We start from the raw sequence: 25710 nt of genomic DNA, 5'->3' as shown, positions 1-25710 counted from the left end.
CGGAGCAGGCGCTTCATGTGGTGCACCCGACCGGTCCCGAGGGCGCCTCCAGCCGGACGCCGACGCCTCGCACGGTGTGCAGGTAGCGCGGGCTGGAGGCGGTCTCGCCGAGTTTGCGGCGCAGCCAGGACAGGTGGACGTCGATGGTCTGGTCGCCGCCGTAGGTCTGTCGCCACACCTCGGCGAGGATCTCCTTGCGGGGGACGACCACCCCGGGTCTGGCGGCGAGGAAGGCCAGCAGGTCGAATTCGCGCCGGGTGAGGTCGAGGCGTTCTCCGTCGAGCAGGGCCTCGCGGCGCTGCGGGTCGATGGCGAGGCCGCCGACCCGCAGGATCTGAGGGGCCATCAGGGAGCCGCCGCCGAGCCGGCGCAGGACGGCGGCCATCCGGGCGGTGAGGTGCTCGCCGGAGAAAGGTTTCACCAGATAGTCGTCGGCGCCGTCGTTCAGCAGCCGGACGATCTCCGCCTCCTCGTCGCGGGCCGTGGAGACGATGACCGGCACGTTGGTCAGCCCGCGGATCATCTTGAGCACCTCGCCGCCGTCCAGATCGGGCAGGCCCAGATCGAGGATCACCAGGTCGCAGCCCACCTGGGCGACTTCGCGCAGCGCCTCCAGGGCGGTGCCGACGGAGCGCACCGCGTGGCCGGAGTCGGCCAGATGGCGGATCAGGGCGGAACGCACAAAGGGGTCGTCCTCGACCACAAGCACTGTTGCCATGGGGCTGCACGGTACGGCATCCCGACCAATTGGTCTGTACCTCGGGGGGCCGGGCGGGCCGGGGTGACGACCTGACGGATCCTCTGGAAGCGTGATCTGCAAGCTTGCCGAGGAATGACCGGGGCACTGACCTGCCCGTGACCCGAGTACGGCAGGATGGGCCCGCGATGCGGAGCGGATGGGTTCAACTGGGCGCCTGGACGGTGGCCACCGGGGCGGCGGTGGCGCTGTCCTGGCTCGGTGTGCACGCGGTACTCGCCGACACGGTGTACGAAGGGCCGGTGGCGCTGCCGCTGCCCTCGACGGCCTCCTCGCCGACCGGGCCGGCGGTGACGGTGCCGCCCGCGTCCTCGGTGACGGGCACCCCGCCGGCCGCCTCGGGCGGCCCGGGCACCTCGACCGCCCCGCACCCCGATCCGGACCCGAACGCGGGCCCGGACCCGAGTCCGAGCCAGAGCCGCAGCCGGCCCTCCCCGTCCCGCAGCACCACCATGACGGCCCGCAGTACGCCGAGCCCGACCGGGTCGGTGCACAGCTACCTGATGCCGGGCGGCCGGGTCGCGGTCGATCTGCGGGAGCACGACGCCGAGTTGGTGTCGGCGACCCCGGAGGCGGGCTGGGCGATGCAGGTCTGGCACGGCGACCAGTGGATCCGCGTCCTGTTCACCAAGGACGACCGGGTCTCCCAGGTGTACGTCACCTGGAACGGCTACCAGCCGGACGTGCAGGTCGTCCCGGGCTGACGACACCGCCCGCGCGGCCCGGCGGGGGCTGACGGGCGGACCGCGCCGACCCCACAATGTCGGTCGACGCCCGCACCACCGAGGAGCCCGCCCGTGCCCCCGCAGCCCGATGCCATCGACGCGCTGGACGGAAGACTGATCCGGCTGCTCGCCGAGGAGCCGCGGATCGGGGTGCTGGAGTGTTCGCGCCGCCTCCAGGTGGCGCGCGGCACGGTGCAGGCCCGGCTGGACCGGCTGCAGGCCCGCGGGGTGATCGGCGGGTTCGGCCCGCAGGTGGATCCGGCGGCGCTCGGCTACCCGGTGACGGCGTTCGCCACTCTGGAGATCTCGCAGGGGCAGGGCGCGGACGTGCGGGCGCACCTGTCGGCGGTGCCGGAGGTGCTGGAGCTGCACACCATCACCGGGCACGGCGACATGCTGGTGCGGATCGTGGCCCGGTCGAACGCGGATCTGCAGCGGGTGATCGACCGGGTGGTGGGCTTCGACGGGATCGTCCGGGCGTCCACCGCGATCGCCCTGGAGAACCCGGTGCCGTTCCGGGTCCTGCCGCTGGTGGAACAGGCCGCGGGAGTGCCGGACGGGGCCTGACGGCGGGCCGGCGGGCCGTTTCTGGCGTGTCCATGGATGACGGCAGACGATTTTTGGCATATGCCTAGAGCTCATGCACGCAATGAACGCCGTCATGACCCCCGGGGCCACCCCCTCCCGGGGCCGGCCGGCCGTCCCCCCGCCGGCCCGCCGCGGCCGGCCCGCCGTTCCCGCCACCCGGGCACCGCGATGAGGCGGGTCACCCCGGAGCCCACCCTGATCGCCTCCGCGCAGCGCGCCCTGCGGCTGCTGGAGGCGGCCGCCCGGCACCCGGCCGGCGCCACCGCCAAGCAGCTCGCCCGGGACACCGAGCTGGCCCTCGGCACCACGTACCACCTGCTGCGCACCCTGGTGCACGACCAGTACCTGGAGCGCCGGGAGGGCCGCTACCGCACCGGTCCGGCGGTGTCGGGGCTGAGCCTGGAGGACCGGCTGGACGGTCCGGAGGCCGGGCGGATCCGGCTGGACCGGGTGCTCGGCCGGATCGCCCACGAGCTGAACGCGGCCGTGCACTACGCCCGCTACAAGGACGGCGAGGTCGAGCTGGTCGCCGCCCGGGCCGCGCCCGGCGCCGCCACCGCCGACCCGAAGCGCTTCCGGATCGGCGCGCACGCCCACGCGAGCGGCAAGACCCTGCTGGCGCTGATGTCCGCCGAGGAGCGCCGGGCGTACCTGGCGCTCCACCCGATGGTGCCGTTCACCCCGTACACCCTGCGCGAGCCGTCCCAGCTGCCGCTGCTGCCCGGGCCGGGGCCGCAGCGGGCCGCGCCGATCACCCAGTACCAGGAGTACCAGCTGGGCGTGGTGGGGGCGGCTGTGCCGATCGTGCTGGGCAGTGAGCTCGCGGCGATCGCGGTGGCGCTGCCGGCCGCGCAGGCGCACCGGCTGACGGCGGTCGCCGAGCAGTTGCAGGCCCGGGTCGGCGAGGACCTGGTGACCGCGGCATTCGGCATGTAGGCCGCGGGCGGCCCGCCGACCGGCTCAGCAGTGCGGGAGGGCGCCGCCCTCGCGCAGCGACTTGAGGGCGGCGATCGACTCGGACAGCGTGTCCACGGGGACGAGCTGCAGCCCGTCGGGGGTGTTGACCTCGCCCTGGGTGCACTCGCTGCGCGGCAGCAGGAACACCGTGGCGCCGGCGTTGCGCGCCGCCTGGGTCTTGAGCGGGATGCCGCCGACCTGGCCGACCCGCCCGTCCGCGTCGATGGTGCCGGTACCGGCCACGTTCCGCCCGCCGGTCAGGTCGCCGCCGTTGCCGTCGCCCGCGATCTTGTCGACGATGCCCAGGGCCAGCATCTGGCCGCCGCTCGGTCCGCCGATCTCCCCGAGCCGGATCTCGACGTTCACCTGCTCCGGCGACAGGTGCAGGTAGTTCAGCGCGGCCATGGTGGCGCTGTCCTGGGACTGTGTCATCTGCTGCTGCGTCGCCTGGTTGGCCTTGTTCGGGTCGCTCTGCGGGTAGACCTCCTCGGTCGGCACCACCGCCTGCTTCCGGTCCACCCAGGCCGACAGCGAGTCCCACAGGCTGTTGCGCTGGCCCGGGCCGGTGGCCTCCACGGTCACCACCCGCAGCTGCCCGGAGGTCTGGCGCTGCGGCGCCCCGGTGATCGTGATCACCGGGTTGCCCTCGTACACGCCCAGGGTGTCGGCGGTCCGGCCCGGCGACTCCAGGGTGTAGGGCAGCGGCACGAACGCGGCCACCGCGAACAGTGCCAGCACCGGTAGCGCGCACAGGGCGAGGGCGCGGCTGCGCGGGGCGGTCAGGGCCGTGGGCAGGTTCTGGAGAGGCACACCCCGCATCCAAACACACCGCGGCCGCCGCCAGGGACGGCCGCGCGGATCGGCCGGTTCAGCGCAGCGCGTCGGCGACCTCGGTGGCGGCCTCCACCACCCGGGGGCCGACCCGCTCCGGCACCAGGCCGTTGAGCATCACCACGCCGACGCTGCCCTCGATGCCGCTCAGGCCGATCAGCGCGGCGGCGGCGCCGCAGGCGCCGGACTGCTCCTCGGCACGGGTGATCACGAAGCCCTGCTCGGGACGGCGCTGGCCGGGGAAGCCGCGGGCGTCCAGGATCGCCCGGCCGGCCGCGCTCTCGGTGAGCGGGTGGCGCAGGCCGGTGCGGTAGGCGACGTGGAAGTCCGTCCAGGTCGGTTCGACCACGGCGACGGCGAGTGCCTCGTTGCCGTCGACCAGGGTGAGGTGGGCGGTGGCGCCGAGGTCCTCGGCGAGCGAGCGCAGGGCGGGCAGCGCGGCCTCGCGCAGCAGCGGGTGCACCCGGTGGGCGAGGCGCAGCACGCCGAGGCCGACCCGGGCGCGGCCGCCGATGTCGCGGCGGACCAGCCCGTGCTGTTCCAGGGTGGCCAGCAGGCGGTACACCACCGTGCGGTTGACGGCCAGTCGGGCGGCCAGTTCGGTCACCGTCAGTCCGCGCTCGGAGTCGGCGAGCAGTTTCAGTACCCGGACACCCCGGTCCAGGGTCTGGGAGGTCTCAGCAGTCACGAACGCCAGGTCCTTTCCGCGGCGAGTCCGACCCTACGGCACAACTGCCGTGGGCCACACCGGAATTGATCACACGCCAGAAGGGTGTCCGGCGTGGGAGTCCGGCCACGGCGGTGTCGTCCGGTCGCAGGGCTCCGCGGTTGCCCGGCCGAGCTGAGGGGTGGGGCCCGGACGGATTGGGGAGACGCTAGTGAACGGGAGGCGCGCTACGGAAGTAGTTGTTCAAAATCCGATCCACATCGTTGGAAAGTCGCGATGTAAAAACGGACAAGACACGCAAAACACCGGCCGCCACCGCACTGGTGTTCGATATCTGACCGGTAGCCGGACAGCGGCCTTCCCGGCGAGGGGTCACAGGAGGTTGCGGCCGACGGTCCAGAGCGCGGCGGCGGTGAGGATGGCGGCGACGGTGCGCGGCGAGAGCCGCAGCTTCCAGTGCCGGCCGGCCAGTCCGTGGCGCAGCCGCACCAGGCACCAGGCGGCGATGAAGGGGAGGGCGAGCAGCAGCGCGGCGTTGTCGTGCCAGGCGGCGACCAGGTCGCCGTGCAGCAGGTCCCAGGTCATCCGGGTACCGCCGCAGCCGGGGCACTGAAGACCCGTCAGGCGGCGCCAGGGGCAGAACGGCAGGGCCTGGCCGGGCAGGTGCGGGTTCCGGGTGTACAGGTAGGCGGCGCCGGCCAGGCCCGCGGCGAGCAGTCCGAGCGGGCCGGCGGCGGGGTGGCGCAGCAGGGCGAACGGCCAACGGCCGGCGCCCCCGCCGCGGGTGTCCGCGGGGCGGGGGTGCCGGCCGTTGGCCTCGGCGCGCAAGGTCAGCCGCGCAGCTTGCGGCCCTGGGCGTCGGTGCGGTCGTCGCTGACCAGGAAGATGATGCCGTCGATCAGCGCCCAGACACCGAGACCACCACAGGTGAACAGCTGGGCGAGGCCCATGCCGATGTGGCCGGTGTAGAAGCGGCCGACGCCGAAGCCGCCGAGCAGGATCTGCAGGACGCCGGCGACAACCTTGGACTTGTCGGACAGCTCGGGCTGGGCGGTGTACGCCACGGAAAGCTCCTCGTTCGGTGCAGACGGCCGGGCGGGCGTGGACGGCCCGCCTCGACATGAGTGGCGCCGGACGGGCACCTCGGGGTGAGGCGCCCAGGCGCTGGCACGCGGAAGATTAACGGAAGATAAGACCAGATGTCTGCACACTTTCTCTGATCGAAAGCCAAATTTCCTCCGCGAACCCTTCGGCCGAGAGTTCTTGACGCTCCGTCAGGCAATCGCTCCGTCAGCCCTGCGTCGCCCACTCCCGGATCCGCCCGATCCGCGCCTTCAGCTGGTTGGCGGTGGCCTGCGCGGTGAGCGGCCCGCCGCACTGGCGGCGCAGCTCGTTGTGAATGGTGCCGTGCGGCTGGGTGGTGCGGTGGTGCCAGGCCGCGACCAGCGCGTTCAGCTCCTTGCGCAGCTCGCGCAGCTCCTGGTGGGTGACCACCGGGCGCTCCTCGGCGGGCAGTTCCAGCAGGTCGGCCTCCCCGGCGGGGCGGGCCTTGGAGCGCTGGATCTGCCGGTGCTGACGTTTCTGCAGCAGCATCTGCACCTGGTCGGGTTCGAGCAGGCCCGGGATGCCGAGGTAGTCCTCCTCCTCCTCGCTGCCCGGGTGTGCCTGCATGCCGAACTCCATCGCGTTGTACAGCACCCGGTCGAAGACCGCGTCGCTGCCCAGCGCCTCGTAGGAGAACTCCTCGCTCCCGGTGTCCGGCCCGTCGTTGGCCTTCTCGGCCTCGGCGAGCAGCCGGTCCTCCTCGTCGAACAGCCCCTCGCCGTCCTTCTTCGGGCGGTCCAGGACGTGGTCTCGCTGGAGTTCCATCTCGTTGGCGAAGCCGAGCAGCATCGGGATGGTCGGCAGGAACACCGAGGCGGTCTCGCCACGCTTGCGGGCGCGCACGAAGCGGCCGACGGCCTGGGCGAAGAACAGCGGGGTGGAGATCGAGGTGGCGTACACGCCGACGCACAGCCGGGGCACGTCGACGCCCTCGGACACCATGCGCACCGCGACCATCCAGCGCGAGGTGCCCTCGGCGTAGTCGGAGATCCGCTTGGAGGCCTCGCTCTCGTCGGAGAGCACCAGGGTGACCTTCTCGCCGGTGATCTCGCGCAGCATCTTGGCGTAGGCGCGGGCCACCGTCTGGTCGGTGGCGATCACCAGGCCGCCGGCGTCCGGGATGCCCTTGCGGACCTCGGTCAGCCGCCGGTCGGCGGCCTGCAGCACCGCCGGGATCCACTCGCCCTGCGGGGACAGCGCGGTGCGCCAGGCCTGGGCGATCAGGTCCTTGGTCATCGGCTCGCCGAGCCGGGCCTCCAGCTCGTCGCCGGCCTTGGTGCGCCAGCGCATGTTGCCGGAGTAGCTGAGGAAGATCACTGGACGGACGACGTGGTCGGCGAGCGCGTGCCCGTAGCCGTAGGTGTAGTCGGCGACCGACTTGCGGATGCCGTCGCTGCCCGCGTCGTAGGCGACGAACGGGATCGGGTTGGTGTCCGAGCGGAACGGCGTACCGGTCAGCGCGAGCCGGCGGGTGGCGGGCTCGAACGCCTCGAAGCAGGCCTCGCCCCAGGACTTGGAGTCACCGGCGTGGTGGATCTCGTCCATGATCACCAGCGTCTTGCGGGCCTCGGTGCGGTTGCGGTGCAGCATCGGGTTGACGCCGACGCCCGCGTAGGTCACCACGATGCCGTGGAAGTCCTTGGACAGCGGGCCCGAGGAGTACGCCGGGTCCAGCCGGATGCCTATCCGGGCGGCGGCCTCGGCCCACTGCTTCTTCAGGTGCTCGGTGGGCGCGACCACGGTGACCTGCTGCACCAGGTGGTTGTGCAGCAGGTAGGACGCCAGGGTCAGGGCGAAGGTGGTCTTTCCGGCGCCCGGGGTGGCGACCGCCAGAAAGTCCCGGGGCTGCTGCTCGATGTACTTGTCCAGCGCGCCCTGCTGCCAGGCGCGGAGCTTGCCCGCGGTACCCCACGGGGCGCGGCCGGGGAAGGCCGGGGAGAGGTGCGCGGCGGCGGAGGTGCCGGTGGGACGGGGGTGGAGGCTGTCGGCGTGCGAGAACAGCGGTGCCATCGAGGAGGAGGCGGCGGTAGTCACGGTCTCCGAACGGGGTCGTCGCAGGTCAGGGCCTATGTGCGGCCCTTCTCCCGCGGTCTGCGGGCGGTCGTGGAACCTGCCCAGCCTAGCCCCTTCCGGGGGGCGGACCGCGGCGTTGGCGCGACCCTGTGGCGTGCGTCCCACTCCCGTCGCGCGGCCCTCACCACACCTTCACGCGGCACGGCCGGCCGTTCACCGTGATCGTGCCCGGGACGGTGCGCGGGCGCGCCGCGGCGCCGGTGAACCCGGTCTGCGCGCTGCCGCCGGGAAGCAGCGCGGCACTCTCCTCGAGCAGCACCGCCCCGGCCACCTCATGGGCCCGCCCGGTGCCCGGCCGGGGCGCCACCAGATGCTCGCCGTCGGCCAGCGGCCAGCGCAGCGTCCAGCCGCCGACCGGGCCGTCGGAGGTGTTGCGGACCGTCAGCAGCGCCACGAACCGGCCGCCGGCCTGCGTGGTGATCCGGTATTCCACCGCGCACGCGGGCTCGCCGCCGCGCTGCCCGGCGGCGCCCGCCGGGGGCGCCAGCAGCGCGGCCAGCAGCGCCATCGCGCCGCCCACCAGCCCGGCCAGGCCCAGGTTGATCCGGCGCAGCAGGGCCAGCCGGCCCCGGCAGTCCGCGCAGCGCGGCAGGTGGCGCTCCACCCGCTGCTCGGCCCGCCGTCCGGCCCGGCCGCGGGCATGCCCGGCCAGCGTCTCCCAATGCAGGGCGCAGGCCGGGTCGCACGGGCTGCCCGGGTAGTCCCGCAGGTAGGCCAGCCGCAGGCCTTCGCGGGCGCGGTGCACCAGCACCGTCGCCGCGCCGCGCCGCACCCCGAGCCGGGCCCCGATCTCGCCCGGCGGCAGCCCCTCCACCTCGGCCAGCCACAGCGCGTGCGCCCACCGCTCGGGCAGCCGGGCGAGCAGCCGGCGCATCCGGTCGGTCTCGGCCACGCCCGCGGCCGGGTCCTCGCTCTCGCCACCGGGCACGTCCGGGGCGGCCCGCTCGCGCACCGGGGCGGCAGCCAGGTGGCGGACGGTGGTGGCCAGGTAGGCGCGCGGGTCCTCGATCCGCTGCCCGGCGGCCAGCCGCCGCCACACCCGCAGGTGGGCCTCCGCGACCAGGTCCTCGGCCCGCCAGTGGTCGCCGCCGGTGAGGAGGCCGGCGTAGCGCAGCAGGCCCGGGTGGTGGCTCCGGTACAGCTCGGTGTACGCGGCGAGCGGCGGGCGCCCGGCCGTCCGCACTGATGACTCGACGATCTTGTCCTCCCTGGCCCGGCCGGACCGGCGGCGGCCCGGTCGGCTCCCGCGATCCTGCCCGGGCGACGGTGCGGATGCACACAAGACCCCCACACTCGGCAACCGAAATGCCCGATTGATCCCTGCCAATGTGGCGCAGATCACTCAAAATGGTCCCAAAACCGGTGTAATTCCTCCCAGCCCGTCCGACTCTTCAGTCACGGGAGGCGACACCGGTCGCACCCCGCGCAACGCACCCCCACACCCGGAGGAACCCCCGTGTCCCCAGCACCCGCGCCGGTCGAACAACACACCCAGGCCCGACTGATCCTCGGCACCCACCGCTCCGTCCTGCTGCGGGTCACCCTGCGCTACAACTGCGAGGACCCGCTGGCGGTCCGGATGGTCTTCCCCGCCGAGTACGCCGTGGACGCCGACCCGTACGACCCCCAGGGCGCGCACGACCCGCACGACACCGCCGCCCCCGCCGACCCGTCCGCGCCCGACATCGAGTGGGTGTTCGCCCGCCAGCTGCTCTCCACCGGCCTGGACACGGCGACCGGCGAGGGCGACGTCCGGATCCGGCCCGCGTACGGGATGCGCACCATGGTCGAACTGCGCTCCCCCGAGGGCGTCGCCCTGCTCCAGTTCGCCCGCGCCGACCTGCGCCGCTTCCTGTGGCGCAGTCACCTGGCCGTTCCGGAGGGCCAGGAGCTGCGGCACCTGGACTGCGACCGGGCGCTCGCCCAGCTGCTGGCCTGAGTCCGCGACGGCAGCACGTGCCCATCGGGCAACCGTCAGGCCCGTTGGGTGCGTACCAGATGTGCGTACACCACCACGTTCCCTTCCCAGCCACCCTCGCGGGTGTAGGCGCCCCCGCAGGTGATCAACCGCAGCTGGGCATCCGGGGTGGCCGCGTACACCTTGGTGTCCGGGAAGTTCCGTTTCGAATAGACCTCCACGCCGTCCACCTGGAACCAGGCGGTGGCCCGGTCGGCCCGGGCGACCTCCACCTGGTCGCCCCTGCGCAGCGCGCCCAGCCGGTAGAACACCGCCGGGCCGTGCGCGGTGTCGACGTGCCCGGCCAGCACCGCCGCGCCGCTCGACCCGGGCGCGGCGCCGCCCCGGTACCAGCCGGTCCGGTTGCCGTCCTCCTCGGGCGGCGGCTGCAGGCGTCCTTCGCCGTCCAGGCCCAGCGGGCCCACGGGGGCATCCACGCCCAGGGCCGGGATCCGGATCCGCACCGGCGGCGAGGACGGCAGCGGGGGCACTGCGGGCCCGACCGGCGTCCCGTCGTACGCCTGCGCGGCGACCGGGGCGGGCGGCAGCGTGCCCAGCAGGCCCCCGTGCACCAGCCAGGCCCCGGCCACGATCGCCCCCGCGGCCAGCACCGCCTTGTTCCACGCCCGTTCGCCCACCGCGCCCTCCGGTCCGCCCTTCGACAGGCCCAGTCAATCCAGCGCGGCTCGCCCCGGCACCCCCGGCGTTCCGCCCGGGTGACCGCCGCTCAGGGCCGGCCCGCCCGGCCGCCGCGGCGCAGCCGGGGGCGGGTCAGGAAGCCCTCGGCGAGCGCGGTGGCCAGGCCGATCGCGGGCAGTTCGGAGGGCTTCTCGTACAGCATGTACCGGGGCTGCCAGTGCGGCCGGTAGCGGGCGTTGGCCCGGTACAGCGACTCCAGCTGCCACCACCGGGACAGGAACCGCAGCACCCCGCGCCACAGCCGCAGCACCGGCCCGGCGCCGAGCCGTTCCTCGAACACCTCGCGGAACATCGCGAAGTTCAGCGACACCCGCCGCACCGCGGGCGCGCCGTCCCTGGCCTGTTCGAGCAGCCGGGCCACGGTGTACTCGACCAGCCCGTTGTCGGACTCCCGATCGCGCCGCATCAGGTCGAGCGACAGCCCGTCCTCGCCCCAGGGGACGAAGGACAGCAGGGCGGCGGTCCGGCCGGCCTCGTCGCGGCACTCGGCGATCAGGCAGTCGCCGTCGGCGGGGTCGCCGAGCCGGCCGAGCGCCATCGAGAAGCCACGTTCGGTGCGGCCGTGCCGCCAGGCATCGGCGAGCCGCACCAAGTCGGCGAACTCCTCGGCGGGGATGTCGCGGTGACGGCGGATCACCACCTGGTACCCGGCCCGCTCGACCCGGCGGCAGGTCTGCCGCAGGCCGCGCATCTCCCGGCCGTCCAGGGTGAACCGGGCCGGCTCGACCACCGCCTCGTCACCGAGGTGCAGCGCCCGCAGCCCGGCCACCCGGGCGTACACGGTGCCGCCCCGCTCGCCGGCGCCGGTGACGGCGGGGATCCAGGCATGCGCGCGGGCCCGCCGCTGCCACTCCTCGATCGCCTGTGGCCAGGCCTCCGGGTCGCCGATCGGATCGCCCGAGGCCAGCGCCACGCCGTTCACCACCCGGTAGGCGACGGCGGCCTTGCCGCTGGCCGAGAAGCACAGCGACTTGTCACGGCGCAGCGCGAAGTAGCCGAGCGAGTCCCGCCCGCCGTGCCGCGCCAGCAGTTGACGCAGCCGCAGCTCCTCCTCGGGGCTCTGCCATTCGGTGCCGCGCGGGGAGCGCAGCAGGATCCGCAGGGTGAGCAGCAGCAGGGCGGTGCCGAGCAGGTTCAGCGCGAGATCGATCCAGCGCGGCACGTCCACATCGGTGACCCGGACGACGCCGGACAGGGTGACCAGCCGCAGCAGGCCGTAGCGCGCGGCCTCGCCCCAGCTCGGGACACCGTCGGCGTGCCCGAGCCGGACGGCGACCGCGCCGAGGCCGGTGAGCAGCGCGCCGCCGACCACCAGCACGGCGGTGGCCAGCGGCAGGTTGCCACGCCCGCCCCGCACCCGGAACACCGGGCGGCTCAGCAGCAGCGTCACCAGCACGGCCAGGGTGAGCGCGAGGGAGAACCAGTTGAACGGGTGGGCGCGGAACTCGGGGAAGGCCATCGCGAGCCCGTACAGCGCGGCGTGCACCAGGACGACGGCCAGCGCGGCGATCCAGGCGGCGCGCTTGCGGCGGCGCAGCATCACCGCGAGCAGCCCGGCCAGCAGCGCGGTGGTGAACCCGGAGGTGACCAGCACGGGCGCGAAGTACTCGCCGCGGTCGATCCGCTGGACCTGCGCGCGGAACGGGGCGACGACGGCGCCGAGCAGGTTGATCAGGGTGGCGATCCGCAGGTACCACTGGACGAACGCGGCGCAGCCCAACCGCCACGGCGCGGGCGGCCGTTGCTGCTGCTCGGCCGCGGCGGGCGCCGGCTCGACGGCAGCGGGCGACGGCTCGGGCACCGCGGGCGGGGCGGGTTCGTGGTCGGCGTCGGGGGTGCCGGCCAGCAGGTCGTAGACGGTGGTCTTGGCGGCGACCAGGCGGCGGTGGATGCGCTCCTCGCGCCGCTCGGCGCGGGCCAGCCGGCGCGGCCGGGACCGGTAGCGCCAGCGGGCCCACGGGCTCTGCGGCCGGGCCAGCCGCACGGCGCCGACCAGGGCCAGCGGCCAGAGCATGATGCCGAGCAGCCCCGTCCAGGTCTTGCCCTTGAGCAGGCTGACCACCACCAGGGCGAGCAGCCCGCAAGCCCCGGCCAGGGTCGGCCCGTCAGGGTGGCGGACGAAGCCGCCGAGCGGGAGTTCGCCGAGCAGCAGCAGCCCGATGGTGGCGACGGCGAGCATCACGGCGTCCACCGAGGTGCGGCCCTGGGTGGACCAGTAGACGTCCTTCAGGTGCAGCACCAGCGCGAACTCGTCCAGCACCAGCCCGCAGCCGACGCCGAACCCGAAGCCGAGCAGGTTCCACCAGGAGCCGCCGTCGCCGCGCACCGCGAACGCGGAGACACCGCAGATCAGCAGCAGGGCCTGGCCGAACACCATGTGGTGGATGTGCAGCCCGCCGGGGGTGACGTTGCCGGGCCACCAGCGGACCTGGGCGCGGATCAGCCGGGTGCTGATCCGGATGAACAGGAACGACAGCACCAGGCCGAGCAGCAGCAGGAACAGCGGCTCCCGTCCGGTCTCGACGATCCGGTCCCGGTAGGCGTCCAGCAGCGACTGCCACATCGGCGGGTGCGACCTCCGTGTCCAGGGTCCGATCGGTCCGTGCCATCTGATGTCAGCTCAGCTCGCGGATGCCGGTGCCGCTCCGGCCCGGTGCGCCGAACAGGTGAGCCCTCCGGCGTGGCGTCCCCCGGTCATCCGTACCCCGGGCCTCGCTTCCCGGCACGGCACGGCGGCCCGTGCGATGCTGGGGCCGACTCCCCCGGACGACGCACCGGCCATTCCATCGGATGGACCGCCCCTCCGGCCGGTGCCATCCCCTTACTCCCTGGTGAACGGATGTGAGACATGGACGCCCTCTCCCGCAGGACGCTGCTGGCCGCCGGAGCGGCGACCGCCGCCACCCTCGCGGCCGGGTGCGCGAGCAGCTCCGGGAACGGGGGCAACGCCGCCGCGCCCGCCCAGGCCGACGGCGTCGCCGCGAACGGCAGCTCCGGCACCGTCCCCAGGCCCCCGGCCACCCTGATCGGCGACGGCTCCACCTCCGACACCGGCCCGCAGCCGGGCCAGCCCACCCCCGAACCCCTGGAACCCGGCCAGAAGCCCCCGCAGTTCGTGGTGTTCTCCTGGGACGGCGCGGGCGAACTCGACGACCACCTGTTCAGCCGGTTCCGGCAGCTCGCCAAGGACCACGACGCCACCATGACGTTCTTCCTCTCCGGCATCTACACCCTGCCCGAGTCGAAGAAGACCATGTACCACCCGCCGCAGCACTCCGTCGGTGCCTCCGACATCGGCTACCTGAGCGACTCGCACATCCGCGCCACCATCGAGCAGATCAGCGCGGCCTGGCTGGACGGCCACGAGATCGGCACCCACTTCAACGGGCACTTCTGCGGCGCCAACGGCGGCGGCCGCTGGTCCCCCGAGGACTGGGACAGCGAGATCCAGCAGGCGATGGACTTCGTCATGAACTGGAAGACCAACACCGGCATCACCGACCTGCCCGCGCTGCCCTTCGACTACCGCAAGGAACTGATCGGCGGCCGCACCCCCTGCCTGGAGGGCCAGCGCGGCCTGCTGCCCACCGCCGTCAAGCGCGGCTGGAAATACGACAGTTCCGGCCCCGGCGGCCTGCAGATGTGGCCGCAGAAATTCGCCGGCGGCGCGCTGTGGGACATGCCGCTGCAGTCCATCCCGTTCCCCGGGCACACCTTCCAGGTGCTCTCGATGGACTACAACATCATGTACAACCAGTCCGGCGGCAGCACCAAGGGCGACCCCGGCCGCCGCGCCTTCTGGCAGACCCAGGCCCGCGACGCCTACCTGGCCGGCTTCGACCGCGCCTACAACGGCAACCGGGCGCCGTTCATCATCGGCAACCACTTCGAGGGCTGGAACGGCGGCATCTACATGAACGCCGTCGAAGAAACCCTGAAGGCCATCGCCGGCAAGCCCGGGGTCCGGATGGTCTCCTTCCGGCAGCTGGTCGAGTGGCTGGAGGCACAGGACCCGGCCGTGCTCAAGAAGCTCCAGGCCCTCGCCCCCGGCCAGAACCCCGAGGGCGGCTGGAGCACCTACCTCGGCGGAGCGGGCACCGCGGCCTCCGCCCCCGCCACCACCCGGCCGTCGGTGCCGCCGGTGGCCGGAGGCAAGTAATTCCCTGTCGGGTCCTCGGGTCCTCGAGTCCTCGGGCCTTCGGCCGGGTCGTCAGCTCTTCGGCCCGGCCGTCAACCTTCCGGTGCGGCGCTCTCCGGCCGGGCCGCCACCGACGGACCGTTCCTCGGCACGCGGGCCGTTCGGGCGGCACTCGGGGCTTCGACCGGGCCGTCGACTCCCCGGCCGGGGCCACCGCCGACCGACCATTCCCCAGCACTCGGGGCTTCGACCTGTCCGCTCTTCACTGGAGCCGTCAGCTCTCCGATCGGCCCGTCGGCTCTTTGCCCGAGCAGTCAGCTCTTCGTCCGCGCCACCGCTGCCCGGCCGGAGAGCCTCGTGGCGAGCAGCGCCACCGCCAGCAGGGTCAGGAACACCGCCACGGAATGCTCCGGCCGGCCGCTCGCCAGCGCCTGGCCGTTCGAACGGCCACTCGGGCCTTCGGCCGAGCCGTCAGCCCTCTGCCTGGCCCGTCCGCTTTCGCCGGGGCCGTCAGCTCTCCGATCGGCCCGTCGGCTCTTTGCCCGAGCAGTCAGCTCTTCGTCCGCGCCACCGCTGCCCGGCCGGAGAGCGCCGCACCGAGCAGCGCCACCACCGGCATGGTCAGGAACACTGCCGCGAACGCTCCGGCCGGGAGGGCCGCGTCCCGGGCCACTGCGCTCACCGCGCCGCCGCCCAGTGCCGCGAACAGCACGCCCGCCAGGCCGGTCAGCAGCACGTTGCCCAGCGCGTCGCTCAGTTGCAGCGCGGCCGAGTTCTCACCGGTCTCCTCCGGCGCCGACAGCTTCATCATCAGCACGCTGATGCTGGCGATCGCCAGTCCCATGCCGACGCCGCCGACCGCCCAGGCCGCCGCCGTCACCCACACCGGCACCGACGAGAACAGCACCAGCGCCGCCGCGCCGATCCCCACCGCGGTCAGCACGAACCCGTACCGGATCATCGCCTCCCGGTAGCGCTCCGCGCCCGGTCGGCCCTGCAGCCACGACCCAAGCGCCCAGGACAGTCCGCCCGGCGCCAGCGTCAGGCCCGCCGTCGTCACCGACAGGCCGCGCTGGGTCTGCATCATCAGCGGGATGAACAGCTCGGACGCGAAGAACGCGCCCGCCGCCAGCCCGCGCAGCAGGATCACCGTCGGCAGGCCGCGGGCCGCCCGCAGCGTCCCCTTCGGCAGCAGCCGCAACACCGCCGGACCGATCAGCGCCACCCCGGCGGCCGCCGGCAGCAATGCCCAGACGTCCCGCCGCTGACCCGCGTACTGCAGCAGCGCCGCCCCGACCGCGACCATCGCCGCATCCCGGGTCCGCCGCCAGTCGTACGGCTGCGCCTGCAGCGGCGGCTGGCGGCGCTCGGAGCGGCGCAGTGCCGGTCCCATCACCGCGAGCGGCAGCAGCACCAGCACCGGCACGGCGAGGAACACCCAGCGCCAGCCGAGGTTCTGGGTGACCGCACCGGAGATCACCGGGCCGAGGATCGACGGCAGCACCCAGGCCGCCGAGAACGCCGCGAACACCGCGGGCCGCAGCCGCTCAGGGAACGCCCGGCCGACCACCACGTACAGCGCGACGATCACCAGCCCGCCGCCCAGGCCCTGCACCGCCCGGCCCGCGACGAACATCCACATGTTCACGGCGGTGCCGGCCGTCACCAGTCCGGCCGCGAACACCGCGATCCCGGTGAACAGCGGCGCCAGCGGCCCGCGCCGGTCGCACCACTGCCCCGACACCACCATCGCCAGCAGTGTCGTGGTGAAGTACGCGGAGAACGCGAACGCGTACAGGCCGATGCCGTCGAGCTGCTGGGCCGCCGTCGGCATCGCCGTGTTCACCGCGGTCGCCTCGAACGCCAGCAGCAGCACCACCGAGACGATGCCCAGCGTCAACGCCCGCCAGGGCCCGCTGAGCACCCCTCCCGTGCCGTCGTCGCCGGATATCTGCTGCGGTGTTGCCGTTTCGGCCGGGGAGGTGGTGGTCACCTCGATATGGTAAGTGCCGTCATTGCCTTTTGATCCTGACCTTGCGACGGCCCTTCGGCGGAACGGGGCCTCCGCCGTCGGCCCTGGGACCGCGCCTCTGCTCAGTGCAGCACCTTCAGCCCCACCACCCCCGCCAGGATCAGTACCAGGCAGGTGATCCGGGCCGCACTCACCGCGTCCCCCAGCGCCACCATCCCGTACAGCGCCGTCCCCACCGCGCCGATGCCCACCCACACCGCGTAGCCCGTCCCCAACGGGATCGACCGCATCGCGTACGCCAGCCCGCCCATCGACAGCGCCAGCCCCACCACGAACACCAGACTCGGCACCAGCCGCGAGAACCCCTTGCTGGCCTCCAGGGCCACCGCCCAGACGGTCTCCAGCACACCGGCGACGATCAGAACCACCCACGCCATGACGACGGACTCCTCGCAGTAGTCGAACCACCTACCGCGCCGTCTTGTCATACCGGGTACGACGCACCTCGTCCGGGACGGGCCACCAGCACCCGCCTCGGTCCCGACCGTAGCACAGCGCCGACACACGGAATTCATCAACGAATTCCCGCTTTCCGTTGACGCCGCCCGACTCCCGCCCGCTATAGTGAATTCACCGGAACGAACCGGAGCAGCCCCCGACGGCAGGAGAAGGCGATGAACAGGAAGACGGCGGCCCTCGCAGCGCCCCGCACCTGTGCCCCCTGTCCCGGCTGCCGGTGTTCCCTCTCCTGTTGCGCCTGACCGCAACTCCCCGCGCCGACAGGCCGCTTGACGCTTGCGCGCATCCCTTCACGACCGTGTACCCGAGTGGTTCAGGGAACCGTCTGCAAAACGGTTAACACGGGTTCGATCCCCGTCACGGTCTCTCCCCGGAATTCACCGGGCGCAATTTATGCACCGCCGCGCCCGGTGAATTCCGCTGCCATTTTTAATTCCCCTTTCCATGCCACCGGGCCGCGCCAACGGGCGTTTCATGGTGCGGGCACTTCTTGAACACGGGCGCTGCATGACAACGGGCGCCGCATGACAACGGGCGCCGGTGACGATCCCTCAGGACCATCACCGGCGCCCGCCGCTTCCTACTGTCTCTGCTACTCGATGACCGGCGGGTTCGCCGTGCCACCGCGCCAGGTCTCCTCGTCCTCGATCAGGTAGTCGGGACGGTGACCCTCGTTCTTCTTCTTCCGGTTGGCGCTCCCGGAACCCGGCGCGCCGTGCATGCCGGCCGCACCGCCCTGTCCGGCGCCCCGGCCCTTGCCGATGCCCGAACCGCCCTCGGTGAACGCGCGGCCACCGGCACCGCCGGCCTTGGCGCCACCGATCGTGCCACCGGCCTTGCGCACCAGGCCGCTGCCGCCCTTGGCGCCGGCACCGCCCTTCGCGCCACCGGCACCACCCATGCCGCCACCGTGCATGCCGCCACCCATACCACCGGCACCGGCCGCACCACGGCCGCCCGCAGCACCCGCGCCGCCGGCACCGGCACCGCCGACACCACCGGCCTTGCCCGCGCCACCGGCCGCGCCGCCACCGCCGGCCTTGCCCGCGCCGGCGCCACCGGTCCCGAGCCCGCCGGTCCCGAGCCCGCCGCCACGGCCGCCACCGGACCCGAGCCCGCCGCCACCACGGCCGCCGCCGCCGGACCCACCACCAGGCAGGTACCCGCCGCCGCCGACGCCGGGCACGTACCCGCCGCCACCGCCGAGCCCACCACCGGACCCACCGCCACCAGTACCGGGCCCCGGCAGAGTTCCCACCCCACCAGGCAACCCGCCACCGTGCCCGCCCCCACCGATCCCGGTGTCCGGCGGAGTCCACCCGTCAAGCCCCGTCGACGGAGGCTTCGGAGGCGTCCAGGGCTGCCCCGGCGGAGGAACGGTCCCACCATGCCCGGGCGGCATCGGCTCCACCTGCCCCGGAATCCCGGGCATCGGAACCCGCGGCTCGTTCGGCGGCACATACCCGGGCGGGGGCAGGTCCTTGGGGTGCCCCTCTGGGTACTTCGGCATCGGGACGGTGGGCGGGGTGTGCCCGGGCGGGGGCGTCTGAGACGGCGCAGGAGGATATGCCTCGCGAGTCTCGCCATTACTGTCATCCCGCTTCGGCGGGCTGTCGATGTAGCTCGCCGCCTCGGTGTACTGGGGACCAAGGTGCTCCATGACGCCGATCGCGTACTGATGGGCAACCTCGGTTGCCGACAGCTCGTGCGCGTTCTTGTTCACCGCGTCAATACGGTTCATCCCCGAGGCGAGGTCACGCTTGAGGCCTTCGTCGGAGGACGCGAAGCCGTCGTTGACGGTCTTGACGGCCCGGTCCCACAAGCTGGGAACCTTGATCTGCGACATCGTCGACTTGGTCTGCTGCAGCGCGGTCGCCGCATAGTCCATGGCGACCGAAGTGTTCGACGCATGTGCAGCGGTGTTGGTCAGACTCTGCTGGATCTGACCGCCCTTCTGCGCGAAGCCCTGGGCCGCAGCGCCCTCCCAGTTCGCGGTAGCGTGCTGCACGGCCTCCTGCAGCTTTGCGGCGACCTCGGTCAGCTCCTGGTGAACGCTCTTCCAGTGCTCGCCGACCTCGCGGATCCGGTCCGGGCTGGAGTGTCCGACCATGTTCTTGAGCGGGATGAGGGCGTACGTGTCGAACGGAGTCTTGTGCGACGCCATGTCAGACCGTCCTCGGGTTCAGCTGGTTCATCGTCGTCTGCCTGTCGAGCTCAACACCGGTGTACCTGGCATGAGCGGTCTGGGTCTTGTCGCTGTACTCGTTGATCAGGGCGTCAAGATCCGCGATCGTCTGGGTCAGGAACGCCTGCATCTTGCCGTGCGCCTCATACAGCGCCTGCGCCTCGACGAAGTTGCCGCCGAAGGCATCTCGGGAGATGTCGGTCTTGTACTTCGTGTTGGTGCCGCACGTGCTGATGTTCTGCTGGAGGGCCCGCAGTCGCTTGACGACTGCCTCCAGCTCATCCGGGTTTACGCTGAATCCGTTGGACACGAGGCCCTCTCCCCCTGGAGTGTCGAAACTTCCCCGTGGTAGCGCTCTGGTGGGTGGGCTGACCGTTTACTCAGAGCGTTCGATCGTATCGCGTTCAGAGGACGTATTGACACGCCCTCGACGCGACTGATTACTGCCCCTGGTACGGGTTCTGATAGGACGTCGGCGGCTGGGGCGGGTAGCCGGGCGGCGGCTGCTGACCGTACTGCGGAGCGCCCTGCTGCTGGCCGTACGGCTGCTGCTGAGCGGGCGGCCAGCCCTGTGGAGCACCGTAAGGGGCCGGCCCACCCGGCTGACCAGGCATGCTCTGCGACCGGCTGCGCCGCCGGCTGTTCGCCACCACGATCGCGATAATCACGATGACCAGCACCACCGCCCCGCCGATCGCACCGAGAATCAGCGGAGTGGTCGAGCTGGACGACTGCTTCAGCTCCGGCGCCGCCCCAGGATCTCCCAGTCCGGATCCGGGGTCAGAGGAACTCTCGCCGCCGGTGGTTGCCCCTTGGCTGGCCGCAGGAGTTGAGCCACCATCGTCCACTCCTTCCGGGCGCGCCAGCGGTCCCTGGGCGGTGCCGGTCGGAATGTTCATTGTCAGCGCCTCGTACGGGCGAACGATGCCGTAGCCGTAGTGCTGATCGGGAAGCTTGCTCACCCCCGCAGGCCGTGACGCCGACTTGACCAGCCGCTCGGCGACCTGCCCAGCCGTCAACTTCGGAAACTTCGCTCGCACCAGTGCCGCGGCAGCGGAAACATACGGAGCCGCGTAAGACGTTCCGTCGTCCATGCAGTACTGACTGGTGCCGCAGTCACCTGCGGAGACAATGCGCACTCCAGGCGCCGAAAGGAGCACTTCCGAACCAAAGTTGGACCGCGACCAGACCTTCAGATCCTGGGAGACCGCGCCAACGGCGAGAACCCCTTGGGCCTTGGCGGGATAATCCACCACCCCGGCCCCGGCGTTGCCCGTTGCGGCCACGATCAGAACATCATGCTGATAGGCGTAGGCGATCGCGTCCCTCTCACGCACGCCGAGCTCCGGACCGCCCTGCGAAATATTGATCACCTTCGCGTCGTGGTCCACCGCCCACTTGATGCCTTCGCCGATCCCGTCGCCGCCTCCGGGGCCAATCTTGTAGATGGGCAGGATCTTGACCCCGGGAGCCAGCCCCACCACGCCGTCGCCATTGCCGCTGCCGTGACCCTGGCCGGCAATCAGGCTCGCCACTCCGGTGCCGTGCGGGTTGGAAGCTCCCACCTCGTTGTTGCCACCGCTCGGGTCGTACCCAGGCAGCGTGTGACCTGCAAGGTCGGGGTGGTTGACGTTCACTCCACTGTCGATCACCGCGACGGTGACGCCCTCGCCCCTGGTGATCGACCACACCTTGTCGAGGTTGAAGTACTGGTTCGCCCATTGCCCGTCACGCACCTGGTCCGCGGACGCCGTCGGCAAGCCAGTCAGCAGGAAGCCTGCGGTTAGCGTGGTCGCGCCGAGCACGCGCGTGAGTCTCGTCAGCCTCATCAGTACCCCGTCGGTCGAGTGACAGCCCGTTCGTTCTCGCAACGCCCCCGGAACACAGGACCATCCGATGGTACCGTCCGGCGCTCGTCCGCACGCCGGACACCCGCCACAGGCTCGCCGCAAATCGTCGGACATGAGGGGCCTGCGCGGATGTTGATCGCCCGTCAGGCGAGGATGGCGTCCTCCGGGAGGATGGGAAGGCGGCCGACCGGGAGGCCGGTGGCGGCGCGGACGGCGGCGGCTACGGCGGCGGGGGCGACGACGGCGGGGGCCGCGCTGACGGCCTTCGCGCCGAAGGGGGCGACCACGTCGCGTTCTTCGAGGAGGGCGGCGATCCGGATGTCGGGGGTGTCGAGGGCGGTGGGCAGCCGGTAGCCGGTGAGGGAGGCGTTGAGGGGGATGCCGTGTTCGGTGCGGAGGTTCTCCAGCAGGGCGAGTCCGACGCCCTGGGCGACGGCGCCCTCGATCCGGTTCTCGATCTGGCGGGGGTTCAGGGCGCGGCCGACGTCCTGGGCGACCGTCACGTCGACGACCCGGACGGCGCCGAGTTCGATGTCGACGTCGACGACGGCGCGCATCGCGCAGAAGGCGATGGAGACGAAGGCGTCGCCCTGCCCGGTCTCGGGGTCGAGGGGTTCGGTGGGGTGCGGGCGGCACTGGGCGGTGGCCCAGAGTTCGCGGCCTTCGAGCGCCTGGCTGACCGGCATGCCGAGCACACCGTCGTACGAGGTGATCTTCCCGTCGCTGATGGTGAGCAGTTCGACGGACATCCCGAAGTCCGCGGCGATCGGCTGCAGCATCTGGTGGCGGACCATCAGCGCGGCCCGTTCGACCGCGCCGCCGGAGACCCAGGTGTGCCGGCCGCGGGCGGCGGGGCCGGCCGCGGACTGGTCGGAATCGACGGGCGCGATGTACACCTCGCTGACGCCGAGCACCGACTGGACGATCTGCCGGGCCAGGGTGGCGAAGCCCTGCCCGGCGTCAACGGCCGCGCAGATCACGGTGGCGTGGTCGCCGGAGACCCGGACGGTCGCGGTGGAGACCTCGTCCTCGCCCTCCGCGCCGAGCATGTGCACCATGCCGACCGCGTAGCCGATGCCGCGGCGCACCGCGGCGGGGTCGCCGGCTCCGCCGGGGCCGCCGGGCAGCAGCCAGTCGGCCTCGGGGTCGTCGAGGGGCAGCGCCGGCAGCGGGGACTCGGCGAGCGCGTCGAGCAGGGCCGTGACGGGGGCGGGGCAGGTGACGGCCTGTCCGGTGGGCAGCGGGTCGCCGGTGGACATCGCGTTGCGGCGGCGGATCTCCACCGGGTCGACGCCGAGCTGCTTGGCGAGCTGGTCGAGCTGCGACTCGTACGCGAAGCAGGTCTGCAGGGCGCCCTCGCCGCGCATCCGTCCGGCGGGCGGGTTGTTGGTGCGCACCGCCCAGGCGTCCACGAAGACGTTGGGGCAGGTGTAGGGGCCGACCGAGAAGGCGACGGCGGCGGCCAGCGCCTCCGCGGAGACGTCGGCGTAGGCACCGCCGTCCAGCAGGATCTGCGCCTCGACCTTCACCAACTTGCCTTCGGCGTCGGCGTGGTGGCGGTAGCGCAGGAGCGCGGGATGCCGGGTGGCGTGCGCCTGGAAGGACTCGGCGCGGGTGAGGGTCATCTTGACGGGGCGTCCGGTGCGCAGCGCGAGCAGCGCCAGGGTGACCTGGAAGGACAGGTCCTCGCGGTCGGTGTCGGCGCCGGGCACGCCGGTGACGACGAGCCGGACCCGGTCGGGTTCGAGGCCGAGGCAGGCGGCGGTGCGGTCGCGGTCGCCGTGCGGGTCGGTGGAGGACAGGTGCAGTTCGACGCCGCCGTCGGGGCGGGGCACGGCGAGGCCGGCCTCGGCGCCGATCGGGGCGGGGTCCTGCCGGCCGACCTGGTAGAGGCCCTCGACGACGATCTCGCCGACGGCGTCGGGGTCGCCGGTGCGCAGCGGCAGGTGGCGCAGCAGGTTGCCGTCGGGGTGCAGCGGCGGGGCGTGGAAGGCGGCTTCGGGGTCGGTGACGGGTTCCAGGACCTCGTACTCGACCAGGATCGCGGCGGCGGCGAGCCGGGCGGTGTCGGGGTGGTCGGCGGCGACGGCGGCGACGGCCTCGCCGTGGTGGCGCACCACGGCGGAGGCGAGCACCGGCCGGTCGGCGACGACGGGCGCGCCGTCGGCGCCGGCGGGCAGGTCGGCGGCGGTGACCACGGCGTGCACGCCGGGGACGGCGAGCGCGGCGGAGGTGTCGACGGAGACGATCCGGGCGTGCGGGTGCGGGGAGCGCAGCACGGCGCCCCAGAGCAGCCCTTCGGCCCACAGGTCGGCGGCGTACGGGTAGATGCCGAGTGCCTTGGGGAGGGCGTCGGTGCGCAGCGGGGAGCTGCCGAGGCCGGTGGAGCCGGTCTCGTCGTCCGCGGGGGCGGCCGCCGGGAGCTCGGTGGCGGAGGTCATGCGTTCTCGTCCTCGGGGAGCCTGATGCCGTGGGCGGTGGTGGCGTCGTAGCCGGTGTACTGGTGTCCGTAGCCGTCGGTGGCGTAGACGGTGCCGTCGTAGGCGCCCGCGTCCTGCTGCGGGAAGCCGTGCGCCGGGGTGCCGTGCGCCGGGGTGCCGTGCGCCGGGGCCGCTTCGTAGACACCCGCGTCCTGCTGCGGGAAGCCGTGTGCCGGGGTGCCGTGTGCCGGGGTGCCGTGCGCCGGGGTGGCGTGCGGCGGGAAGCCGTGCGCCGGGGTGGCGTGCGCCGGGGCCGCTTCGTAGACACCCGCGTCCTGCTGCGGGGTGCCGTGCGGCGGCGTGGGCAGGTACGGGGTGCCGTGCGCGGGGGTGCCGTGGACGGCGGCGTCGGCGGCGGTGCCGTGGGCGGGGGTGGGCTCCCAGCCGCCGGGCACGGGGGTGCCGTGCGCCGGGGTCGGCGGCGGGGCCTGTTGGGGGATCAACTGGTCGGCCTCGTGCCAGAGTTCGGAGTCGGCGTAGAGCGGCAGCTCGCCGGCCAGCGCGAGGTCGGCGAAGGACTGTTCGGTGGCCCGGGCGGGTTCGGGCGCGGGCGGCGGCGTCTCGGCGACGGTGGCGGCGGCCTGTTCGGCGGCGTCGAGTTCCGCTTCGAGGGCGGCCTCGCGGGCGTCGGCGACGGCCTGGACGGCGGCCAGTGCGCCCCGGTAGCCGGTGCAGCGGCACAGGTTGCCGCACAGCGCCTGGCGGGCCTCGATCTCGCTGGGGCGGTGGTTGCGCTGCAGCAGGTCGTGGACGGCCATCGCGAGGCCGGGGGTGCAGTAGCCGCACTGGACGGCGCCGGAGTCGGCGAGTGCCTGCTGGACGTCGCTGGCGCCGCCGGTGCCGGACAGGCCCTCGACGGTGTTGATCTCGCTGTCGGCGGCGAGCGCGGCGGGCACCAGGCAGCCGTTCACCAGCTGCCCGTCGACCTGCACCGAGCAGGCCCCGCACTCGCCCTGTTCGCAGCCGTCCTTGGCGCCGGCCAGGCCGAGGCGTTCGCGCAGCACGTACAGCAGGCTCTCGCCGATCCAGGCCTCGCTGACGGGCCGTTCGACGCCGTTGACGCGCAGCGTGTACGAGGTGGTGGGGCGCACGTCGCCGGTGAGCGCTCCGGGGTGGTTCAGCAGTTCGTCGGTCACTTCTTCAGCGCCCTTCCCAACGCCCGGCGGGCCAGCACGGCCACGGTACGCCGCAGGCGGGCGGCCGCCGGGCCCGCCCCCTCCTCGGGTGCCCCGCCCTCGGGGACGCAGGCGCCGGCCACGTATTCGCCGAAGGCGGCGAGCGCGGCCGGGTCGATCAGGACCGCGCCGTCCTGGCCGCGGGCGTCCCAGTCGATGCAGCCGGCCACCCAGTTCTCGGCCTCCAGGGGCCGCAGCGGGACGGGGGCGACGGCGCCGACGGCGCAGCGCACGCCGCGCCGGGCGGGGTCGAGGACCAGCGCGACGGAGGCGGCGGCGCGGGACGGTCCGCTGCGGCCGGTGGATTTGAGGAACACCTGCGGGGCGTGCAGCAGCGGCACCCGCACCCAGGTGAGCAGTTCACCGGGGCGCAGCGGGTCGAGTCCGGTGAGCAGGTGGCTGATCGGGACGTCGCGGACGGTGCCGGGCCGGACGAGGGTGGCGGTGGCTTCGAGGGCGGCGAGCACCGGGAGGGTGTCGCCGGCGGGGGCGCCGGTGGCGATGTTGCCGCCGAGGGTGCCGACGTTGCGCACCTGCGGGGGTCCCGCGGTGCGGGCGGCGTCGGCGAGGGCGGGGATCAGCGCGGCGAAGTCGGGGCGGTCCATCCGGGCGTGGGTGAGGCCGGCGCCGAGGACGGCGGTGCCGCCGTCCTCGTAGCGCCAGCCGCGCAGTTCGGTGATCCGGCCGAGTCCGATCAGGGCGGCGGGCCGCAGCCGCCCGCCGTTGACGGCCTCCATCAGGTCGGTGGCGCCCGCCACCGGCACCGCCCCGGGGGTGGCGGCCAGCGCTTCGACCGCCTCGTCGACCGAGGCCGGCATCATGATCGTCCGGTTCACCAGGTTCCCACCGTGCTCCATTTGCAGTGCGGCCTGCCGCCCGTAGGGTACGGGCGATCGGTGCGGGTTGGGCAACTCTGGCACACAAAGACCGCTGATCATTTCCGAGGTCGCGGACAGGTCCGAACAACTCGGGACAACTCCGGGCGCGAACGCGACCGGGTCGATGTCCAGGTGATCGGTTGTTCACCTGATCA

Annotated in this window: 22 protein-coding genes, 1 tRNA gene and 1 riboswitch; of the genes, 6 read left to right on the top strand and 17 right to left on the bottom strand. The window is 73.1% G+C overall.

Annotated features, from left to right (window positions below; all coding sequences use genetic code 11):
* Nucleotides 1-13: 13 nt before the first annotated feature.
* Nucleotides 14-718: a response regulator transcription factor gene (locus ACFV18_RS16300; RefSeq protein ID WP_380483585.1), complete on the bottom strand. Its 705-nt coding sequence runs from the start codon at nucleotides 716-718 to the stop codon at nucleotides 14-16.
* 167 nt (nucleotides 719-885) lie between these two features.
* Here ACFV18_RS16300 and ACFV18_RS16295 point away from each other — a divergent pair, with 167 nt between their 5' ends.
* The 3 genes from ACFV18_RS16295 (at nucleotide 886) to ACFV18_RS16285 (ending at nucleotide 3006) form a co-directional block, all read left to right on the top strand.
* Nucleotides 886-1461, top strand: coding sequence for a hypothetical protein (locus tag ACFV18_RS16295; RefSeq protein ID WP_380483583.1), 576 nt, complete (start codon nucleotides 886-888; stop codon nucleotides 1459-1461).
* A 93-nt stretch (nucleotides 1462-1554) separates the two neighbouring features.
* Complete coding sequence (locus ACFV18_RS16290) at nucleotides 1555-2049, top strand: Lrp/AsnC family transcriptional regulator (RefSeq protein ID WP_380483581.1); 495 nt, start codon at nucleotides 1555-1557, stop codon at nucleotides 2047-2049.
* A gap of 189 nt (nucleotides 2050-2238) precedes the next feature.
* The gene (locus tag ACFV18_RS16285) at nucleotides 2239-3006 is read left to right on the top strand and encodes a helix-turn-helix domain-containing protein (RefSeq protein ID WP_380483579.1); all 768 of its coding nucleotides are present in this window, start codon (nucleotides 2239-2241) and stop codon (nucleotides 3004-3006) included.
* Between the two features lie 24 nt (nucleotides 3007-3030).
* Here ACFV18_RS16285 and ACFV18_RS16280 read toward each other — a convergent pair whose 3' ends face one another.
* The 6 genes from ACFV18_RS16280 to ACFV18_RS16255 all read right to left on the bottom strand — a co-directional run bounded on the left by ACFV18_RS16280 (nucleotide 3031) and on the right by ACFV18_RS16255 (nucleotide 8885).
* Entirely contained in the window at nucleotides 3031-3846 is an 816-nt protein-coding gene (locus ACFV18_RS16280) for a S16 family serine protease (RefSeq protein WP_380483577.1), read from the bottom strand.
* A 49-nt stretch (nucleotides 3847-3895) separates the two neighbouring features.
* Nucleotides 3896-4546 carry an IclR family transcriptional regulator gene (locus tag ACFV18_RS16275; RefSeq protein ID WP_043914174.1) on the bottom strand — a complete coding sequence of 217 codons (651 nt, stop codon included), beginning with the start codon at nucleotides 4544-4546 and terminating at the stop codon, nucleotides 3896-3898.
* Between the two features lie 351 nt (nucleotides 4547-4897).
* On the bottom strand, nucleotides 4898-5275 hold the full coding sequence (locus ACFV18_RS16270; RefSeq protein ID WP_380483795.1) for a DUF2752 domain-containing protein: 378 nt from the start codon (nucleotides 5273-5275) through the stop codon (nucleotides 4898-4900).
* Nucleotides 5276-5355: 80 nt separating this feature from the next.
* Nucleotides 5356-5589, bottom strand: coding sequence for a TM2 domain-containing protein (locus tag ACFV18_RS16265; protein ID WP_380483575.1), 234 nt, complete (start codon nucleotides 5587-5589; stop codon nucleotides 5356-5358).
* A gap of 226 nt (nucleotides 5590-5815) precedes the next feature.
* On the bottom strand, nucleotides 5816-7639 hold the full coding sequence (locus tag ACFV18_RS16260; protein ID WP_380483793.1) for a DEAD/DEAH box helicase: 1824 nt from the start codon (nucleotides 7637-7639) through the stop codon (nucleotides 5816-5818).
* 184 nt (nucleotides 7640-7823) lie between these two features.
* The gene (locus ACFV18_RS16255) at nucleotides 7824-8885 is read right to left on the bottom strand and encodes a cellulose binding domain-containing protein (RefSeq protein WP_380483573.1); all 1062 of its coding nucleotides are present in this window, start codon (nucleotides 8883-8885) and stop codon (nucleotides 7824-7826) included.
* A gap of 273 nt (nucleotides 8886-9158) precedes the next feature.
* On the opposite strand from ACFV18_RS16255, the gene ACFV18_RS16250 reads away from it, so the two are divergent.
* Nucleotides 9159-9641: an SsgA family sporulation/cell division regulator gene (locus tag ACFV18_RS16250; protein WP_380483571.1), complete on the top strand. Its 483-nt coding sequence runs from the start codon at nucleotides 9159-9161 to the stop codon at nucleotides 9639-9641.
* Between the two features lie 35 nt (nucleotides 9642-9676).
* On the opposite strand, the gene ACFV18_RS16245 is transcribed toward ACFV18_RS16250, so the two are convergent.
* Together ACFV18_RS16245 and ACFV18_RS16240 are read right to left on the bottom strand one after the other, a co-directional pair.
* Entirely contained in the window at nucleotides 9677-10297 is a 621-nt protein-coding gene (locus ACFV18_RS16245; RefSeq protein WP_380483569.1) for a class F sortase, read from the bottom strand.
* An 89-nt stretch (nucleotides 10298-10386) separates the two neighbouring features.
* Nucleotides 10387-12921 (bottom strand): phosphatidylglycerol lysyltransferase domain-containing protein, encoded by a 2535-nt coding sequence (locus tag ACFV18_RS16240; RefSeq protein ID WP_380483567.1) that lies wholly within the window; start codon nucleotides 12919-12921, stop codon nucleotides 10387-10389.
* 285 nt (nucleotides 12922-13206) lie between these two features.
* On the opposite strand from ACFV18_RS16240, the gene ACFV18_RS16235 reads away from it, so the two are divergent.
* Nucleotides 13207-14517 carry a hypothetical protein gene (locus tag ACFV18_RS16235; RefSeq protein WP_380483566.1) on the top strand — a complete coding sequence of 437 codons (1311 nt, stop codon included), beginning with the start codon at nucleotides 13207-13209 and terminating at the stop codon, nucleotides 14515-14517.
* A 529-nt stretch (nucleotides 14518-15046) separates the two neighbouring features.
* Here the strand turns inward: ACFV18_RS16235 and ACFV18_RS16230 are convergent.
* Nucleotides 15047-16489: an MFS transporter gene (locus tag ACFV18_RS16230; RefSeq protein ID WP_380483564.1), complete on the bottom strand. Its 1443-nt coding sequence runs from the start codon at nucleotides 16487-16489 to the stop codon at nucleotides 15047-15049.
* A gap of 101 nt (nucleotides 16490-16590) precedes the next feature.
* Nucleotides 16591-16905: a DMT family transporter gene (locus tag ACFV18_RS16225; RefSeq protein ID WP_380483563.1), complete on the bottom strand. Its 315-nt coding sequence runs from the start codon at nucleotides 16903-16905 to the stop codon at nucleotides 16591-16593.
* A gap of 33 nt (nucleotides 16906-16938) precedes the next feature.
* Nucleotides 16939-17005, bottom strand: a riboswitch (guanidine-III (ykkC-III) riboswitch).
* A 276-nt stretch (nucleotides 17006-17281) separates the two neighbouring features.
* Here ACFV18_RS16225 and ACFV18_RS16220 point away from each other — a divergent pair.
* Nucleotides 17282-17353: transfer RNA gene (locus tag ACFV18_RS16220), tRNA-Cys, on the top strand.
* A gap of 226 nt (nucleotides 17354-17579) precedes the next feature.
* On the opposite strand, the gene ACFV18_RS16215 is transcribed toward ACFV18_RS16220, so the two are convergent.
* The 6 genes from ACFV18_RS16215 to ACFV18_RS16190 all read right to left on the bottom strand — a co-directional run bounded on the left by ACFV18_RS16215 (nucleotide 17580) and on the right by ACFV18_RS16190 (nucleotide 25534).
* The gene (locus tag ACFV18_RS16215; RefSeq protein WP_380483561.1) at nucleotides 17580-19151 is read right to left on the bottom strand and encodes a WXG100 family type VII secretion target; all 1572 of its coding nucleotides are present in this window, start codon (nucleotides 19149-19151) and stop codon (nucleotides 17580-17582) included.
* A gap of 1 nt (nucleotide 19152) precedes the next feature.
* Nucleotides 19153-19482, bottom strand: a complete 330-nt coding sequence (locus ACFV18_RS16210; protein WP_380483559.1) for a hypothetical protein — start codon at nucleotides 19480-19482, stop codon at nucleotides 19153-19155.
* A 130-nt stretch (nucleotides 19483-19612) separates the two neighbouring features.
* Complete coding sequence (locus ACFV18_RS16205; protein ID WP_380483557.1) at nucleotides 19613-20977, bottom strand: S8 family serine peptidase; 1365 nt, start codon at nucleotides 20975-20977, stop codon at nucleotides 19613-19615.
* A 188-nt stretch (nucleotides 20978-21165) separates the two neighbouring features.
* Nucleotides 21166-23463, bottom strand: coding sequence for a xanthine dehydrogenase family protein molybdopterin-binding subunit (locus tag ACFV18_RS16200; RefSeq protein WP_380483555.1), 2298 nt, complete (start codon nucleotides 23461-23463; stop codon nucleotides 21166-21168).
* Nucleotides 23460-24638 (bottom strand): (2Fe-2S)-binding protein, encoded by a 1179-nt coding sequence (locus ACFV18_RS16195; protein ID WP_380483554.1) that lies wholly within the window; start codon nucleotides 24636-24638, stop codon nucleotides 23460-23462. The genes ACFV18_RS16200 and ACFV18_RS16195 overlap by 4 nt, the downstream gene beginning before the upstream one ends.
* Nucleotides 24635-25534, bottom strand: coding sequence for an FAD binding domain-containing protein (locus ACFV18_RS16190; protein WP_380483552.1), 900 nt, complete (start codon nucleotides 25532-25534; stop codon nucleotides 24635-24637). Before ACFV18_RS16190 ends, ACFV18_RS16195 begins: the two co-directional genes overlap by 4 nt.
* Nucleotides 25535-25710: the final 176 nt, after the last annotated feature.

This window comes from Kitasatospora sp. NPDC059673 (genome assembly GCF_042734215.1).
Taxonomy (GTDB): Bacteria; Actinomycetota; Actinomycetes; order Streptomycetales; family Streptomycetaceae; genus Kitasatospora.
Note: the sequence above shows the minus strand (reverse complement) of the source record. Positions and strands in the feature narration are given on the sequence as shown.

Coding starts and splice junctions, on each gene's coding strand:
- ACFV18_RS16240 (WP_380483567.1), bottom strand. CDS start 12,921: ATGTGGCAGTCGCTGCTGGACGCCTACCGGGACCGGATCGTCGAGACC.
- ACFV18_RS16260 (WP_380483793.1), bottom strand. CDS start 7,639: ATGGCACCGCTGTTCTCGCACGCCGACAGCCTCCACCCCCGTCCCACC.
- ACFV18_RS16300 (WP_380483585.1), bottom strand. CDS start 718: ATGGCAACAGTGCTTGTGGTCGAGGACGACCCCTTTGTGCGTTCCGCC.
- ACFV18_RS16225 (WP_380483563.1), bottom strand. CDS start 16,905: ATGGCGTGGGTGGTTCTGATCGTCGCCGGTGTGCTGGAGACCGTCTGG.
- ACFV18_RS16285 (WP_380483579.1), top strand. CDS start 2,239: ATGAGGCGGGTCACCCCGGAGCCCACCCTGATCGCCTCCGCGCAGCGC.
- ACFV18_RS16200 (WP_380483555.1), bottom strand. CDS start 23,463: ATGACCTCCGCCACCGAGCTCCCGGCGGCCGCCCCCGCGGACGACGAG.
- ACFV18_RS16235 (WP_380483566.1), top strand. CDS start 13,207: ATGGACGCCCTCTCCCGCAGGACGCTGCTGGCCGCCGGAGCGGCGACC.
- ACFV18_RS16215 (WP_380483561.1), bottom strand. CDS start 19,151: ATGGCGTCGCACAAGACTCCGTTCGACACGTACGCCCTCATCCCGCTC.
- ACFV18_RS16280 (WP_380483577.1), bottom strand. CDS start 3,846: ATGCGGGGTGTGCCTCTCCAGAACCTGCCCACGGCCCTGACCGCCCCG.
- ACFV18_RS16295 (WP_380483583.1), top strand. CDS start 886: ATGCGGAGCGGATGGGTTCAACTGGGCGCCTGGACGGTGGCCACCGGG.
- ACFV18_RS16190 (WP_380483552.1), bottom strand. CDS start 25,534: ATGGAGCACGGTGGGAACCTGGTGAACCGGACGATCATGATGCCGGCC.